The following is a 16,239-nucleotide window of genomic DNA, read 5'->3' on the forward strand; positions in this document are numbered from 1 at the left end:
AATTTCTTGTCATTTCAACAGAATAACCGAATAATCAGCGCTCTGTTTGTAGCACGGTAACACTGAGTTGCGCGAGGTCGCAAAGCTGACGTTAATTGATTGTAATCAAGTTGTGATTCCGATAGCTTTGTTTCAGCTGGTTACAAAATACCCGACGAATACGTTTATAAGAGAAATACTCTCAAGGAGAACTACATGAAAGTAGCCGTTATTGGTGCCGCAGGTGGCATCGGTCAAGCCCTGGCCCTTCTACTTAAGAACCGCCTTCCTGCAGGTTCTGATTTAGCCCTATACGATATTGCTCCAGTAACTCCTGGTGTGGCTGCTGATCTTAGCCATATCCCAACTCCGGTTTCTATCAAAGGTTACGCTGGTGAAGATCCAACGCCTGCACTTGAAGGTGCAGACGTAGTACTGATCTCTGCTGGTGTAGCTCGTAAGCCTGGTATGGATCGTGCGGATCTGTTCAATGTAAATGCTGGTATCGTTAAATCGCTAGCAGAAAAGATCGCCGTTGTGTGTCCTACAGCATGTGTAGGTATCATCACTAACCCAGTTAACACGACAGTGCCAATCGCTGCTGAAGTTCTGAAAAAAGCGGGCGTTTACGATAAACGCAAACTGTTCGGTGTAACAACACTAGACGTTATCCGTTCAGAAACATTCGTCGCAGAGCTGAAAGACAAAGATCCAGGTGACGTTCGCGTTCCTGTGATCGGTGGCCACTCTGGGGTAACCATTCTTCCTCTGCTTTCTCAAGTTGAAGGCGTTGAGTTTACTGCTGAAGAAGTGGAAGCGCTAACGAAGCGTATCCAGAACGCAGGTACAGAAGTTGTAGAAGCGAAAGCGGGTGGCGGTAGCGCAACTCTATCTATGGGTCAGGCGGCGTGTCGCTTTGGTCTAGCGCTAGTTCGCGCTCTTCAAGGTGAAGAAGGCGTGGTTGAGTGTGCTTACGTTGAAGGCGACAGCGAGCATGCATCATACTTCGCACAACCTGTGAAGCTAGGTAAAGACGGCGTAGAAGAAGTACTAAGCTACGGCGCATTGAGCGACTACGAAAAGTCTGCGCTTGACGGTATGTTAGAAACGCTAAATGGCGACATTAACATTGGTGTTGAGTTTGCCAAGTAAGCTTCTTCCTCTGTAGAAGCCATATAAAAGAAGAAAGCCGATCGTACGATCGGCTTTTTTGATCCTTTCATCCCAATGTGCGTAACAGAGTCAGTATCAGGCCACTTTGTGAAGGAGAAGATGATGGAAGCGAGTCGAATCCGTAAAGGTATGGTTGTAGAGTGTCAGCAAGGGGTAGGAACTATCTTAGTGGTTGACCAAGAAGCAGAAACGGTATTGTTGGCTAAGCAGGGCTCGGAAGAGCAATTGGCGGTAAGCTTTGACGAGATCGAAGACAACCCTCAACTACATGGTAATTGTGATCAGTACTACTAGGTCTAACACCCATCCAACAAACCACAGATAACAAAAAGGAAGAGCTCAGCTCTTCCTTTTTACTTTAGGGTCTTTCTATTCAGCCTTAGCTAGTTCGCTTCACGGCCATGTGAGCGAGAGTAACCAATGCTTGCTTATAATCGGATTCAGGCAGTACAGACAGCTCAGCAATCGCTTTATCAGCTTCTTCTAGTGCTTTTTGTGTCGTGTACTCAAGAGAACCAGCTTCTTGCATGACTGCTAAGATGTCTTCTAATCGATCCATGCCGTTGGCTTTCTCGATTGCTTCACGAATCATCGCTGTGTTCTCTGGTGTTGTATTACGCATCGCATGCAAAAGAGGGAGCGTTGGTTTGCCTTCTGCTAGGTCGTCGCCAACATTCTTACCCATGTCTTCACCGTCAGACGTATAGTCCATAACGTCATCGATAAGTTGGAATGCGGTACCCAGATATTTACCGTAGTTTTGCAGCGCAACTTCTACGTTTTCTGGTGCGTCATTTAAGATCGCACCAATTTGCGTTGCCGACTCAAACAGACGAGCCGTTTTCGAGTAGATGACCTGCATGTAGCTTTCTTCAGTGGTGTCAGGATCATTGCAGTTCATTAACTGCTGAACTTCACCTTCTGCGATCACATTTACTGCATCACTCATTAGTTTAAGGATCTTCATTGATCCTAGCTCAGTCATCATTTGGAATGAGCGAGTGTAAATAAAGTCCCCAACTAATACGCTCGCCGCATTACCAAATGCAGCGTTCGCCGTCGCTTTACCACGACGCATGTCTGACTCATCAACTACATCATCGTGCAGCAGAGTGGCTGTATGGATGAACTCGATAAACGCCGCCGCCATAGTATGGCCGTTACCTTGGTAACCAAGAGCACGTGCTGACAATATCGCCAGAAGTGGTCTTAAGCGTTTGCCTCCACCACTTACGATATAGAAACCGAGCTGGTTGATTAAAGAGACATCAGAATTTAGTTGGGCTTGAATTGTTTCATTCACTTTTGCCATGTCATCGGCAGTAAGCGCTTGGATAGTTTTAAAATCCATCGTATATCCGGCTGAAGTTAGACCCTGCAAGGCTTATTCGATTTATATAATTGTCGAATAATACACTAAAAAACGTTGATTAATACATTACTAAAGGGCATGATTGCCGCACTTTTCTTTGGCGATTAGCTTTTCGCCAATTTTTTCAAAATATGGCTTGTCATAGGGGCATCTCTTCTGTAGAATCTGCGCCCTATTGATGATTAGTTTAGCGCACACCCTCATGAAAAGGCTGTGCGGAAAAAGCGGAGTAAAATATGTACGCTGTTTTCCAATCTGGTGGTAAACAACACCGTGTAAGCGAAGGTCAAACTCTTCGTTTAGAGAAATTAGACGTTGAAACTGGTGCAACTGTAGAATTTGATAAAGTTCTTCTTGTTGCTAACGGCGAAGACATCAAAGTTGGTGCTCCTCTTGTAGAGGGCGGCAAAGTTGTTGCTGAAGTTGTACAACACGGTCGTGGCGATAAAGTTAAAATCGTTAAGTTCCGTCGTCGTAAGCACTCTCGTAAGCAACAGGGTCACCGTCAGTGGTTCACTGAAGTGAAGATCACTGGTATCAACGCTTAATCTATTAGGAGAGTTTAACAATGGCACACAAAAAAGCTGGTGGTTCTACTCGTAACGGCCGCGATTCAGAAAGCAAACGTCTAGGTGTTAAGCGTTTCGGTGGTGAATCTGTTCTTGCAGGTAACATCATCGTTCGTCAACGTGGTACTAAGTTCCACGCTGGTAACAACGTAGGTATCGGTAAAGACCACACTCTATTCGCTCTTACTGAAGGTAAAGTGAAGTTCGAGGTTAAAGGTCCTAAGAACCGTAAGTTTGTAAGCATCGAAGCTGAGTAATTTTACCTTTTAGGTTAATTACCAAAGCTTTAAAGCTGAATTCAAAAGCCCTGCCGATTCGGCGGGGTTTTTTATTTGTAGCAGTCGACATATCGAAGTTTCTCGTCCTGACCCCGATCGGTGGGTATCTGGGAGCTTAGATCTGTCATCTGCTAAAATTGTTTGATGACAAGTCAGATTTAATCCACGCACGAAGTAGTCGGAGTAAAAGATGAAGTTCGTAGATGAAGCGGTAGTAAAAGTTCAGGCTGGTGACGGCGGTAGCGGCGTTGTAAGTTTCTGGCGTGAAAAATTCATCACTAAAGGTGGCCCAGATGGTGGCGACGGTGGTGATGGTGGTGATGTATACATCCAAGCCGATGAAAACCTAAATACCCTGATCGATTACCGTTTCCAACGCTTTTACGAAGCAGAACGCGGTGAAAACGGTCGCGGCGGTAACTGTACTGGTAAACGTGGTAAAGACATCACACTTCGCGTGCCAGTAGGTACTCGCGCAGTTGATATCCATACCAATGAAATCGTTGCAGAAGTAGCAGAACACGGTAAGAAAGTGATGGTCGCTAAAGGCGGCTGGCACGGTCTTGGTAACACGCGTTTTAAATCTTCAGTAAACCGCGCTCCTCGTCAGAGAACGCTGGGTACTAAAGGTGAAATCCGTGAAATCCGTCTAGAGCTATTGCTATTGGCTGATGTTGGTATGCTTGGTCTACCTAACGCAGGTAAATCAACCTTTATCCGCGCAGTATCAGCAGCAAAACCAAAAGTAGCAGATTACCCATTTACTACGTTAATCCCAAGCTTGGGTGTGGTGAGTGTGGTTCCTGAGAAGAGCTTTGTGGTTGCAGACATTCCTGGTCTCATCGAAGGCGCAGCTGACGGTGCTGGTCTAGGTATTCGCTTTCTTAAGCACCTAGAGCGTTGCCGCGTATTGCTTCACATGATTGATATCATGCCTATCGATCAGTCAGATCCAATTCAAAATGCCCTAACCATCATTGATGAACTGGAGCAGTACAGTGAAAAACTAGCAGGCAAACCTCGTTGGCTAGTCTTCAACAAAACGGATCTGATGCCAGAAGAAGAAGCGAATGAAAAGATCCAAGAGATCTTGGATGCGCTAGGTTGGGAAGACGAGTACTTTAAGATCTCGGCGATCAACCGTAACGGTACAAAAGAGCTTTGCTACAAGTTAGCTGACTTTATGGAAAACCTACCTCGTGAAGAGGAAGAAGTTGCTGAAGAAGATAAAGTGAACTTCATGTGGGATGACTACCATAAAGACGCGATCGCTGGCAAAGACGTTATCACTGAAGAAGATGACGACGATTGGGATGATTGGGACGATGAAGAAGACGACGGTCACGTTGTTTACGTCCGCGACTAATCGCTAGCTAATTCATTAAGCCGCAATATTTATTGCGGCTTTTTTTGTATCTAAATCATGTTTAGACGATGTGATTTGCGGCACAATAATGAGCTTAACGGACTTAGGAAGTATTTATGACATCGGAAGTTATACCGTCTTGTGCAACGACGGCATCCAACCAAAGGGCCATTTCTCGGCTTGTTGCCCAAGCTGGGCAAATGCTATTAGCCCACGGGGCAGAGAGCACGCTTGTGAGTGACATCATGCAGCGCATCGGTATTGCCTGTGGTGTCAGCGAAGTGGCAGTGGCATTATCTACGAATGCTTTGGTGGTCACGACAGTCAAAGACGATCACTGCATTACAACAACCAGAAGTTGCGCCGATCGCGGGATCAACATGCGAGTGATCACCCAGATCCAACGCATTTGTATCATGATGGAGCGCGGCTTGCTCGATGTGAGAATGGCGCAGAAGAAACTCAACACCATTAGCCCTGAGCGCTATAACCGTTGGTTGGTGGTGTTCATGATCGGTCTTTCTTGTGCGGCTTTCAGTCATCTGGCTGGTGGAGACTTAGGTGTGTTTGTCATGACGTTTCTTGCTTCTGCTGGCGGTATGATCGTTCGACAAGAAATTGGCCATCGCCACTTTAATCCTCTTCTCAACTTCGCTATCACGGCGTTTGTGACCACACTAATCTCTGCTCAAGCGGTGATTTTTGACATTGGTAACTTGCCAACCGTTGCGATGGCATCCTCAGTATTAATGCTGGTTCCTGGTTTTCCATTGATTAACTCGGTCGCAGATATGCTGAAAGGCCATATCAACATGGGCATTGCACGATTCACTATGGCGAGTTTGCTTACTCTCGCAACTTGCCTTGGCATTGTAGCGGCGATGGAAGTCACCGGTATCTGGGGATGGATAAGCTAATGAGTGTGTTTGATTTGGCCTTAGGGCTCTTAAACGATATGTTCTTTGCCGCTATTCCTGCCGTTGGTTTTGCAATGGTGTTTAATGTGCCACAGAAGGCGCTGAAGTACTGCGCGATAGGCGGTGCGATTGGTCACGGCAGCCGCTATTTAATGATGCACTTCGGCTTGCCAATTGAGTGGGCAACGTTTTTTGCGGCGACGTTAGTAGGTTTAATCGGTGTTCACTGGTCTCATCGTTTTCTTGCCCACCCAAAAGTCTTCACTGTGGCTGCTTTAATCCCTATGGTACCGGGAGTATTCGCATACAAGGCCATGATTGCCATGGTGGAGATAAACCATTTGGGTTACTCACCTGAACTTATTGCGACGTGTATGGAAAACTTTCTTAAAGCGATGTTTATTATTGCAGGCTTAGCCGTTGGCTTGGCGGTTCCGGGGCTGCTATTCTATCGCCGTCGACCAATAGTTTAAGGACACAGTATGATCATCAGCATGATTGCCGCGATGGCAGACAACCGAATCATCGGTAAAGACAACCAGATGCCTTGGCATCTTCCGGCAGATTTTGCATGGTTTAAGCGCTGTACAATGGGTAAGCCTGTTGTGATGGGACGTAAAACTTATGAATCAATCGGACGTCCTTTACCTGGCCGTTTGAATATTGTCATCAGCCGTGATGCTTCACTTTCCATTGAAGGTGTCACGACCGTTACGTCGATCGAGCAAGCGCTTGAGATTGCTGGTGAATTGGAAGAAGTGATGATCATTGGTGGTGGAGCGATTTATGCTGCGTGTTTACCGATGGCTAACAAACTGTATGTCACGCATATTGAAGCCGAAATTGAGGGCGATACTCAGTTCCCTGATTGGGGGAATGAGTTTAAGGAAACATACTCTGAAGCGTATCAAGCGGATGAGAAAAACGCTTACAACATGCGTTTTACCGTTCTAGAAAAGTAATCGAATAGAATGAGAAAAGCACCGCAAATGCGGTGCTTTTTGTTTTCTAGTCAGGCAATCGGGGCTGTTAACTGAGTGCTTGTTGAGTGAAAACTTGCTTGTCTTCCCAACGAATCATAGTGAGCGAGCCTCCCCAAACGCAGCCAGTATCAAGACCAATGATGTTTTCATCTATATGACCTTGCAGTGCAGCCCAGTGGCCAAACAACACCGCTTTTTCTAAAGGAACACGTTGCGGCAGTTTGAACCACGGCACGAGCTCATCTTCCGAGACCTCTTGCGGTGGTAGTTTGCAATCCATATCCAAGCGACCATCAGGGAAGCAAAAACGCATCCGAGTAAATGTATTGATGGTGTAGCGATAGCGGTCGAGTCCTGAAAGGGATTCATCCCAGAGATCAGGCTGGTTGCTGTACATGTTTTCTAGCAGCCAAGGCAATTGTTTACTTCGAATGATCGCTTCCACTTCACGTGCACAGTTTCTAGCAGTATCAAGATCCCATAGTGGAGAGATGCCTGCATGACACATGACAAAGTCATCGTGTTCTGCCAACAGTGGTTGTTGTGATAGCCAAGTCAGCAGTTCTTTTTTGTCTGGAGCAGAGAAGATTGGCGCGGTCTTATCCTTGTCTTTGACCTTTTTTAGCCCTTGAGAAACGGCCATTAGGTGCAAGTCATGGTTACCCAAAACGACTTTTGCGCTGTCACCAAGAGACTTAACAAAGCGCAATGTCTCTAAAGACTTAGGCCCTCGAGCGACAAGGTCGCCAGCCAACCAAAGTTGGTCATGTGACGCAGAAAAATTGACTTGCTCTAGCAGTTGTTGTAGTTCATCAAAACAGCCTTGGATATCACCAACAATATAGGTAGCCACTGAGTCTCCTGATTAATTTAACACGTTTGGTATCGCCAAACGGAACGGGTCGATCTCGGTGATAAATTCATTGCCCTTTTCATCCAGCAGAATGTAGTGTCCTTGCATTACTCCAACCGGCGTCTCAAGTGCGGTGCCACTACTGTAGGTGTATTCGTCGCTACCGGAAATAAAAGGTTGCTGACCGACGACACCTTCGCCTTCTACGGTCATTTGCTTGCCATTGGAATCGGTAATCAACCAGCGTCGGCTGATTAATTGCACGGTTTGTTGGCTGAGGTTTTTTATCGTAATGACGTAAGCAAAAACGTAGCGTTGCAGTTCAGGGTTGGACTGTTCTTCAATGTATTTGGTATGAACTTGAATTTTGATGCAGGGTTGAATGACGTCCATGTGCACTCCTCGAGAAACGTAATATCCCAATAATAATAAGCCAAACCGGCAGGGGTTTGGCTTATCGTTTGAGTTCTTAGTGCTGCGGGTTATCCGCGAGCCAGTTCGCCATGGCGACGAATTGTTGTAGCGTCAGGTTCTCTGGACGCATGCTTGGGTTTACACCAAGCTCTTCCAACACTTCTGCACTGATCAGTGCTTTGTAACAGTTACGTACTGTTTTACGGCGTTGGTTAAAGCCTTCACGACATACTCGCTCCAGCAAACGCAAATCTTTTGCAGGATGTGGCAGCTCTTCGTAAGGCACAAGACGAACAACAGCAGAGTCTACTTTTGGTGGCGGAACAAACGCCGTTGGTGGTACTTCTAGTACAGGCACAACTTTACAGTAGTATTGAGCCATAACCGTTAGACGGCCGTAAGCTTTGCTACCAGGACCTGCTGCCAAACGATTTACCACTTCTTTTTGAAGCATAAAGTGCATGTCTTGAATGTCTTTATGGAATTCAAATAAGTGGAACATCAATGGTGTAGAGATGTTGTATGGCAAGTTACCGAAGATACGTAGCTTGTTGTTTGGCTTCACCAACTGAGTGAAGTCAAAGCGCATTGCATCGCCTTCATGAATTGTAAGCTTGTCAGCCAATTCTGGGTGGTTGCGTAGACGCTCTGCTAGATCTCGGTCTAACTCGATAACCGTGAACTTATCGACTTCGCGGCCAACAGGTTCGGTAATTGCACCAAGGCCCGGGCCGATCTCAACAAGGTTCTGACCTGGTCTTGGGTTAATTGCTGATACGATACCGTCAATAATGTATGGATCGTTCAGGAAGTTTTGACCAAAACGTTTACGCGCTTTGTGTCCTAAATGGACATCATTTCTCATTGTTTCTTCTCTACCAATTCTATCGCATGCGTGAGCGCTGTTCGGAAGCTCCCTGTATCCGCTTGACCTGTCCCTGCCAGCTCTAATGCAGTACCGTGATCCACCGAGGTTCTTATAAATGGTAGACCAAGCGTAATGTTTACTGAACGACCAAAGCCTTTGTATTTTAATACTGGCAACACTTGATCGTGGTACATACCTAAAACAGCATCAGCATCGTTTAAATACTTTTCATTGAAAATGGTGTCTGCCGGCAATGGGCCGAACAGATTGATTCCTTTTTCTTGTCGAATCTTTTCCAATGTCGGAGTGATGGTCTCGATCTCTTCGCGACCCAAACAGCCATCTTCTCCCGCATGTGGATTTAGCCCGCAAACATAGATGTTTGGCTGCGAGATGGCAAATTTTTCTACAAGATCTTTATGAAGAATATCGATGATTTTTTCTAATCGCTCTTCCGTGACGGCTTTAGATACGTAAGCCAAAGGGATATGCGTTGTTACTAGAGCAACTCGCAGGCCTTCAGTGGCTAGCATCATCACGACCAACGGTGTGTTGGACTTCTCGGCGAAGAATTCAGTATGTCCACTGAACGCTACACCTGAGCGATTTATCACCCCCTTATGTACAGGGCCGGTGACAATAGCATCAAATTCATCATTCATACAGCCCAAAGCGGCTCTTTCTAGCGTTTTTAATACGTAGTGGCCGTTGGCTTCATTAAGTTGACCTGCCACCGCAGTCTCTGCGATTTCGATGTGGTCTACGATTAGGGTGCCAGCTTGTTGCGCTTTGGGTGCTTCTTCTGGATTGTAATCAAACAGTTGAACGTTTATGCCAAGTTGATTGGCTCTTTCTGCCAATACATTTTTGTCTGCACATACGACGATTTGGTGCGCCCAGTCTTCCTTAGATAAGGCCAGCACCAAATCAGGGCCGATGCCCGCAGGTTCCCCTGAGGTCACGACGATTCTACGAATCGAATTAGTTGCCATCATTGTCATCCACGATTTCAACGAATGCGCTTGCGCGTAGCTCTTGCATCCATGCGCCAGCTTCTTCATTAAACTTACGGTTAAATAGAATGCGGTAAGCTTTGTTCTTCATTGCTGAGTCTGTGCGGTCAACTTGACGGCGGTCTAGTACTTCAACAATGTGCCAACCGTGTACGGTTTTGAACGGTGCACTGATTGAGCCTACTGGTAGTGTTTCTACTTGGTGTTTAAATTCTGGTACGTATAAGTCAGGTGTTTGGTAACCCAGTTCACCATTTTGAGCGGCTGAACCTGGGTCTTGGCTGTATTGCGTTGCCAATTGGCCGAAGGTCGCTTCACCTGCTTTGATACGGCGGATGAACTCGTTTAGTTCTTTCTTCGCGCCATCGTCACTTAAGATAACGGTTGGTTTGATAAGGATATGGCGAGCATTTACCTCTGTGACCGCTACGGTTTCAAGACCTTTCACATCTTCAATTTTTAGGATGTGGAAACCGATGCCACTGCGGAATGGGCCAATGATACTGCCTTTGTTTTGCATCTTGATTTGGTCAGCAAAGATGGTCGGCATTTCTTCTTTACGCATCCAACCCCAATCACCACCTTGTAGTGCTTTCGGGCCTTTTGAGTAGGTGTACGCCATTTCAGAGAAATCTGCACCGTCTTTGAGTTTCTTAACCAATGCATTGGCTTCTGCTTCGACTTCTGACTTGTCTTTGTCGTCAGAGAAACGAAGTTGGATATGGCCAATCTTGTACTGAACGGTTGCGTTAGTTTCTTTCGCCAATTGGTCTGCAAGGCTATCTACCTCAGCAGGAAGAATGTTGATACGACGACGAACCAGTGCATTACGCGCTTCAGAAGCGGCAATTTCTTTACGAATCTGTTCGCGGAATTCAGAGTAGCTTAGACCTTCTGCTTGTACAGAGGCTGCCAACTGTTCCACGCTTTGGTTGTTGTTGCGAGCAATCTCTGCAATCGCTTGATTGAGGCGGTTGTCATCGATACGTACACCGATACGCTCAGCTTCTTGGCCTTGAAGCGTGTCGATAATAAGCTTTTCTACCACTTGGTCTTTCAGCACGCTTGCTGAAGGTAGACTCTTGCCACTTTGGCGAGCGTTTGCTTGAAGCGTTTTCATCGCGGTATCGATGTCGCTTTGCAGAATCACACCATCGTTTACGATGACTGCAACCTTATCAAGCTCTACTGGCGCTGCTGTTACACCACAAGAAAGTAGGGCGGTGAATAAGAGTGATTTCCAAATTTTCATTAAAAATTCCGTCAGTAATAGTGATTAAGCGTCTTGTTATAGGTAAGACGCTTAATTTGATTAATTGTTCAAATAGAATGGTCGGCCGTATTTGATCGCATTGTCTGAGCCATCAAGTTCTTTCGCGGCGGTATCTGCACGTTGGTTGGTTGCAAAACCCTGAATACCGAAGTTAACACTGATGTTATTTTCGTATTTCGGTGATGAACCATCGCTACCGATCGCTTTTTCATCCCAGCCCAATAGTTGGTTTGAGTAGGTTAGACCGAAGTACCAACAATCTGATTGGTAGCGCAAGCTGGCTAGCCATTCCATATCAATATTTTCATTTAGGTCGTAGTAGTACTGACCGCTTGCAGACCAGCTCGGGTTGAACTCGTATGCCGCTACGATACCCGCTTGTGAAATGCCTTTACGAGTGATCGTATCTAGGTTTTCGACAATGATCGTATCTTCGATGTACTCACGCGTTACGTAGCGGTAGTTACCTTGAATAAAACCGCCGTTAAATTGGTATTCCAAGGTGCTGTTTGCTAGTTGCATTGAGCTCAAGTCGATGTCGTACTGGAGACCACCGTGGTAGAACAGGTAATCGTTGTAGTTGAAATCGGTTTCAATTGCCCATGACGAGTAGTTTGACGTTTCATCAGGCATGCTTGGGTTATTGCTGAGCTTGGTCTTCTTGTCGAAGTAGTAGATCTGACCAAACGAAACGTTCAATCGCTCTTTGTAATCATCATCGAAGAAACGAGTACTTGCACCGTAGCTTAACTGGTTTGCAGAAGCGATCTTGTCGATACCACTGTATTTACGGCTGCGGAATAGACCGTAGTAGTCGGTTTGCAGCAAGGTGGTGTCGTAGTTGTAGATGTTGCTCTGGTCTTCATCCGGCACATACAAGTATTGCAACTGTGGCTCAAGTGTTTGGGTATAGCCTTCAATCCAACTTGTATCACGCTCGAGGTACATACGCGCATGGGTACGGAATTCTGGAATGACACGTGACACGTTTTCATCCAGTGTATTACGTAGGTCTGGATCAGTCAGTCCTTCTATGTCTTGCGAGTAGTATGTCGACAAGACGCGAGCTTCTGTAGTCCAAGTTGCCCAAGAGTTCGATAGAGGAATAGTAATGCCTGGCTCGACGTGAACACGGGTTGCATCTGGCTTCGCAGTATCATCGGTATCGAAGCGGCTAAGTTGGCTCTTCACATCGAAGTTTACGTAGTTACCCCACAGTGGCGTGTAGTAGTTCAACTCAAGTTCAGGCAGAAGACGGTATGGTTGGTTGTCTTCCTCTAGTAGGATTTGGAAGTCACGGACACGTAATGATGCATCCCAGAAGTTTGAGCGATATTTCACTTCACCTTCTTGGAGCAGTTGGCCATCTTCACGGTTACCAATGTCAGAATCTAGATCTCGGAAGTAGTCGATATCACTCACTTTGGAGTAATCAAGGCTGACCACCCATTGCTTGTTGATAATACCGTCGTGCTTAAATTGGTAACCCCAGCGCGACTCGTCATCGTACTTTTTGTCGCTGCCCATGTATTCGCCTTTGATCTCACCGTCACCCCAACCATCGGTTAGGTAGCGGAAATCAGTATCCAGCTTATTACCACGCTTTTGCATGTACATAGGTGTAATCGTCATGTCGTACTGTGGCGCGATATTCCAGTAAAATGGAAGCTCGACCTCCATACCATCACTCGAGCCATACGACATAGACGGGAATAGGAAACCCGTTTTACGTGTGTCGCCAATTGGCATGGTCATATACGGTACGTAGAAAACTGGCACATCCAATATTTCGAAACGTGGGTGGTGCAGGGTTGCTGTCTCTTCGTCTTGGTCGACATCGATGCCCGATGCAACTAATCGCCAAGCGTTATCACCCTGAGGACAAGAGGTGATCGAACCATCTTCTAGCTCATACACTGACTGACCAGTACGTGCGATGTATGCCGCTGTACCTCGACCTTGTTGGCAAAGGAACTGATAATCGGTGTTTTCGAGTGAGAAGGTATCTTGGTTGATGTCGTTGGTCACACGGTCAGAGCGTGCTTTCACTTTACCATCGTTGAAGGTAACGTTACCTTCGGCCACAACCACGTTGTCTTGCTGGTGAAGTGTTACGCTATCCGCGGTGATTTTCTTCGGGCCTTGCGTTACTTCAACGTTGCCAGAGTACTGAGCTTTGTCGCCATTGATGGCTTGTAAGCGGTCTGCTTGTACGACGACTTCAGAGTTAAGCGCGTCCTCCTCACCACTTGTTTCGACCAAACATTGATCTGTGGTGGGCATTTCCTGCACACTATCATTGATATTCGCTTCAGCTTGAGTGGTGGGTACAAACAAGGCGGTGCTGATAGAGGCCGCTAAACATGTGCGGGAGAAATGTTGCATTGAATTGAACTTTCCTGTGTCACTGCTACTCGATGGCTATAGGGCTTGTTGTACCCTCGCGTTATAGCCAAATGAATCAACTATAGTTTGCAATTATCCCAGAGCATGGATTCGCTGTGGCATAATGCCGATATAAAATAGCTGCAAAGATAGCCAGGCTAAATAGCCTGATCTGAAAAAAACTAATTCCATTATCATAAAGGAAATCGTTGCGTCCGGCACTATAAGACCGCCGTCGTCGATAAAAATTCATTGATAGAGAACACATAATGCATATTTTTGGCAAAATTTTGGGTGCCTTTTTTGGCTTGTTACTCGGTGGCCCATTCGGTTTATTGTTTGGCCTATTTATCGGTCACCAATTCGATAAAGCGCGCCGTTTAAGCCAAGCTGGATTTTCTACAGGTGGTTTCGGTAAAGGGCCTAGCCAAGCTCAGCGCCAAGAAGAATTTTTTAAAGCTGCATTCGCAGTAATGGGACACGTGGCAAAAGCCAAAGGTCAAGTCACCAAAGAAGAGATCCAATTGGCTTCGACCATGATGGATCGTATGAACCTCCATGGAGAGCAACGACGTGCTGCACAAGATGCTTTTCGTGAAGGTAAAGAGAGCGATTTCCCACTAGAGGATGTGTTGGTTCGTGTGAAGATCTCTTCGGCAGGGCGCTTTGACCTGCTGCAATTCTTCCTAGAACTGCAAATCTCGGCAGCCTTTGCTGATGGCTCGATTCATCCGAGTGAACGTAATGTCCTGCATAAAATTGCCCGTGGCTTGGGTTTCTCTCCAGAGCAATTAGAGCGTCGCCTGCACATGCAAGAAGCGGCGTTCCGTTTCCAAAGCCAAGGTGGCTTCCATGGCCAGCAACAAGGGCAATATCAATCTTCAGGTGCAGGTTGGCAGCAAGCTTCACAAGCGGATCAACTGGCTGATGCCTACAAAATCCTTGATGTCTCTTCAGATGCGGACGGTAAAACGGTCAAACGTGCTTACCGTAAGTTAATGAATGAACATCACCCAGATAAATTGATGGCTAAAGGTTTGCCACCAGAGATGATGAACGTTGCGAAAGAAAAGTCGCAAGAGATTCAAAACGCTTACGATCTGATTAAGAAAGTCAAAGGCTTTAAGTAGCCGGAAGTTTTCTATCAAGTATTGGATTTAAAAAAGGGCACAGAGTGCCCTTTTTTCATGTCTTAGTCTTTGAGTTGCCGGTATCTTTAGCTTTTGGCCTATCATGATCCTAACGCTAATTGACCTCAAATCTCTCCAGTTTAGTTGGCTTGATTCAAGTCCCAATCGTATTCGTATTTCACGTTGCCAGAGAAATTTTTGTATTGAGGGGTATATTGAGCAATATGGTTGAATACTTGCTTTTCACCGCCAAAATCTTCTGCAAACCAATCATAAATAGAAGACAGCTGTGCCGTGTTACCTTGAATGGATACGCCTTTACTGCTGTTGATAAATGTTTTTGCAGCGCTTTCGAGTAAGGCTTGAGTGTTGTCGGCAGTGAATGCTTGAGTCTGTAAATTTGGGCAACCTAAGCTGGCACAATTCACCGCGTAATGGGTTCTTGGGTCATTCCAGATTGGACGCAAAATTCGATGCTCAATATCGTTTAAAGTCAAGTTCTTCCCATTTATCTCGACCACATCATCTCCCCAAGGGCCAAAGCTAAATAAGCCGCCCAGTTTGGTTATCGATTCGACAGGATAGTTATCCAAAATCAGATCAACCGTGATGGCGTTGTAAAGGTTCACCCAATAGGCGTATTGCTCTGCTTGGTTGTATTGTAGAGGGTCGAGTTTTGCTAAACGCTGGATGTATTGTTTCAGCTTAGTTTTATCGGCAGAGGTGACTTGGCTATAACGAAACAAGGTATTCTCGCCTTGTTCAACCAAATAAGCATCGAGCAATTGCTGCCAATCTTGATGAGAGATTTGACTTTGATTAGCCTGATTTGATTGTTTCCAATACGGCCATAAGTCGGATTTAGGTGCGGCAAATGTTGAGAAAGAAACCAGAGCACACAATAGCAATAACAGACGCTTCATAGAGAGACCTTTGGGTTAAACCTTGTTGATAGTGTAGACCTGTCTACGATGGGATTTCTTTCCTGGCACAATGAATATAAAGAAAAAAGGTTGGCCAATGCCAACCTTGTATTTGTTTCAATTACGATTTGAATTAGCTCAAGAAACTCGGGATATTCGCCTCGTACTCGGCAATCTTGTCTTCGTGTTGAAGGGTAAGACCGATATTGTCCAAACCGTTTAGCAGGCAGTGACGACGGAACGAATCGATTTCAAAACCATATTCTTTGCCGTTGGCGCGAACCACATTCGCTTCTAGGTCCACTTCTACTTCTGCGCCTTCGTTAGCCTCAACAAACTGGAAGATTTCATCCACTTCTTGCTCAGTCAAACGAACTGGCACCATTTGGTTGTTGATCGAGTTACCGTAAAAAATATCGGCAAAGCTTGGTGCGATCATCGCTTTGATGCCGTAATCCGCCAGTGCCCACGGTGCGTGCTCACGAGAAGAACCACAACCGAAGTTTTCACGCGCTAGCAAGATAGAAGCACCTTGGTAGCGAGGTGCGTTCATCACGAACTCTGGGTTCGGTTGTTCGCCAACATCGTCTAGGAAACGCCAGTCATGAAATAGGTGCTTACCAAACCCTAGGCGAGAGACCTTTTGCAGGAACTGCTTTGGAATGATGGCATCAGTATCTACGTTCGCTGCATCTAGAGGAACAACTAAGCCTGTGTGTTGTTTAAAGCCTGACATTTGTTTG

Annotated in this window: 18 protein-coding genes; 9 read left to right on the top strand and 9 right to left on the bottom strand. The window is 46.0% G+C overall.

All coding sequences use genetic code 11. The features are described 5' to 3' along the window. The first annotated feature begins 195 nt into the window (after window positions 1-195). Both mdh and KIV40_RS02790 read left to right on the top strand, forming a co-directional pair. Window positions 196-1,131 (top strand): malate dehydrogenase, encoded by a 936-nt coding sequence (mdh, locus tag KIV40_RS02785; RefSeq protein WP_012126909.1) that lies wholly within the window; start codon window positions 196-198, stop codon window positions 1,129-1,131. A gap of 123 nt (window positions 1,132-1,254) precedes the next feature. Next, entirely contained in the window at window positions 1,255-1,446 is a 192-nt protein-coding gene (locus KIV40_RS02790) for a hypothetical protein (RefSeq protein WP_005430528.1), read from the top strand. Between the two features lie 85 nt (window positions 1,447-1,531). Here KIV40_RS02790 and ispB read toward each other — a convergent pair whose 3' ends face one another. Beyond that, the gene (ispB, locus tag KIV40_RS02795; RefSeq protein WP_012126911.1) at window positions 1,532-2,503 is read right to left on the bottom strand and encodes an octaprenyl diphosphate synthase; all 972 of its coding nucleotides are present in this window, start codon (window positions 2,501-2,503) and stop codon (window positions 1,532-1,534) included. Between the two features lie 257 nt (window positions 2,504-2,760). Here ispB and rplU point away from each other — a divergent pair, with 257 nt between their 5' ends. The 6 genes from rplU to folA all read left to right on the top strand — a co-directional run bounded on the left by rplU (window position 2,761) and on the right by folA (window position 6,616). After that, entirely contained in the window at window positions 2,761-3,072 is a 312-nt protein-coding gene (rplU, locus tag KIV40_RS02800) for a 50S ribosomal protein L21 (RefSeq protein WP_000271393.1), read from the top strand. Between the two features lie 20 nt (window positions 3,073-3,092). Next, complete coding sequence (gene rpmA, locus KIV40_RS02805) at window positions 3,093-3,350, top strand: 50S ribosomal protein L27 (RefSeq protein WP_005383095.1); 258 nt, start codon at window positions 3,093-3,095, stop codon at window positions 3,348-3,350. Between the two features lie 211 nt (window positions 3,351-3,561). Further along, window positions 3,562-4,737: an Obg family GTPase CgtA gene (cgtA, locus tag KIV40_RS02810; RefSeq protein WP_005430443.1), complete on the top strand. Its 1,176-nt coding sequence runs from the start codon at window positions 3,562-3,564 to the stop codon at window positions 4,735-4,737. 116 nt (window positions 4,738-4,853) lie between these two features. Beyond that, window positions 4,854-5,654: a threonine/serine exporter family protein gene (locus KIV40_RS02815; protein ID WP_285347915.1), complete on the top strand. Its 801-nt coding sequence runs from the start codon at window positions 4,854-4,856 to the stop codon at window positions 5,652-5,654. Continuing rightward, complete coding sequence (locus tag KIV40_RS02820; protein WP_005430446.1) at window positions 5,654-6,127, top strand: threonine/serine exporter family protein; 474 nt, start codon at window positions 5,654-5,656, stop codon at window positions 6,125-6,127. The genes KIV40_RS02815 and KIV40_RS02820 overlap by 1 nt, the downstream gene beginning before the upstream one ends. A gap of 9 nt (window positions 6,128-6,136) precedes the next feature. Continuing rightward, complete coding sequence (gene folA / locus KIV40_RS02825; RefSeq protein WP_285347916.1) at window positions 6,137-6,616, top strand: type 3 dihydrofolate reductase; 480 nt, start codon at window positions 6,137-6,139, stop codon at window positions 6,614-6,616. Window positions 6,617-6,683: 67 nt separating this feature from the next. Here the strand turns inward: folA and apaH are convergent, their stop codons facing one another. The 6 genes from apaH to lptD all read right to left on the bottom strand — a co-directional run bounded on the left by apaH (window position 6,684) and on the right by lptD (window position 13,443). Continuing rightward, complete coding sequence (gene apaH / locus KIV40_RS02830) at window positions 6,684-7,490, bottom strand: bis(5'-nucleosyl)-tetraphosphatase (symmetrical) ApaH (RefSeq protein ID WP_012126917.1); 807 nt, start codon at window positions 7,488-7,490, stop codon at window positions 6,684-6,686. A gap of 12 nt (window positions 7,491-7,502) precedes the next feature. Then, on the bottom strand, window positions 7,503-7,883 hold the full coding sequence (gene apaG, locus KIV40_RS02835) for a Co2+/Mg2+ efflux protein ApaG (protein ID WP_005430416.1): 381 nt from the start codon (window positions 7,881-7,883) through the stop codon (window positions 7,503-7,505). Window positions 7,884-7,959: 76 nt separating this feature from the next. Then, complete coding sequence (rsmA, locus tag KIV40_RS02840; protein ID WP_005528601.1) at window positions 7,960-8,769, bottom strand: 16S rRNA (adenine(1518)-N(6)/adenine(1519)-N(6))-dimethyltransferase RsmA; 810 nt, start codon at window positions 8,767-8,769, stop codon at window positions 7,960-7,962. Further along, complete coding sequence (pdxA, locus tag KIV40_RS02845; protein ID WP_285347923.1) at window positions 8,766-9,764, bottom strand: 4-hydroxythreonine-4-phosphate dehydrogenase PdxA; 999 nt, start codon at window positions 9,762-9,764, stop codon at window positions 8,766-8,768. The genes rsmA and pdxA overlap by 4 nt, the downstream gene beginning before the upstream one ends. Continuing rightward, window positions 9,754-11,037: a peptidylprolyl isomerase SurA gene (surA, locus tag KIV40_RS02850; RefSeq protein ID WP_012126919.1), complete on the bottom strand. Its 1,284-nt coding sequence runs from the start codon at window positions 11,035-11,037 to the stop codon at window positions 9,754-9,756. Before surA ends, pdxA begins: the two co-directional genes overlap by 11 nt. A 60-nt stretch (window positions 11,038-11,097) precedes the next feature. Then, window positions 11,098-13,443 carry an LPS assembly protein LptD gene (lptD, locus tag KIV40_RS02855; RefSeq protein ID WP_012126920.1) on the bottom strand — a complete coding sequence of 782 codons (2,346 nt, stop codon included), beginning with the start codon at window positions 13,441-13,443 and terminating at the stop codon, window positions 11,098-11,100. Window positions 13,444-13,712: 269 nt separating this feature from the next. On the opposite strand from lptD, the gene djlA reads away from it, so the two are divergent. Further along, window positions 13,713-14,573 (top strand): co-chaperone DjlA, encoded by an 861-nt coding sequence (djlA, locus tag KIV40_RS02860; protein WP_012126921.1) that lies wholly within the window; start codon window positions 13,713-13,715, stop codon window positions 14,571-14,573. Window positions 14,574-14,713: 140 nt separating this feature from the next. On the opposite strand, the gene KIV40_RS02865 is transcribed toward djlA, so the two are convergent. Then, a complete protein-coding gene (locus tag KIV40_RS02865; RefSeq protein ID WP_012126922.1) occupies window positions 14,714-15,496 on the bottom strand; it encodes a DUF547 domain-containing protein in 783 nt (260 codons plus the stop codon). Window positions 15,497-15,629: 133 nt separating this feature from the next. Next, window positions 15,630-16,232 (bottom strand): 3-isopropylmalate dehydratase small subunit, encoded by a 603-nt coding sequence (gene leuD / locus KIV40_RS02870; protein ID WP_012126923.1) that lies wholly within the window; start codon window positions 16,230-16,232, stop codon window positions 15,630-15,632. Window positions 16,233-16,239: the final 7 nt, after the last annotated feature.

Source organism: Vibrio sp. D173a (genome assembly GCF_030248475.1).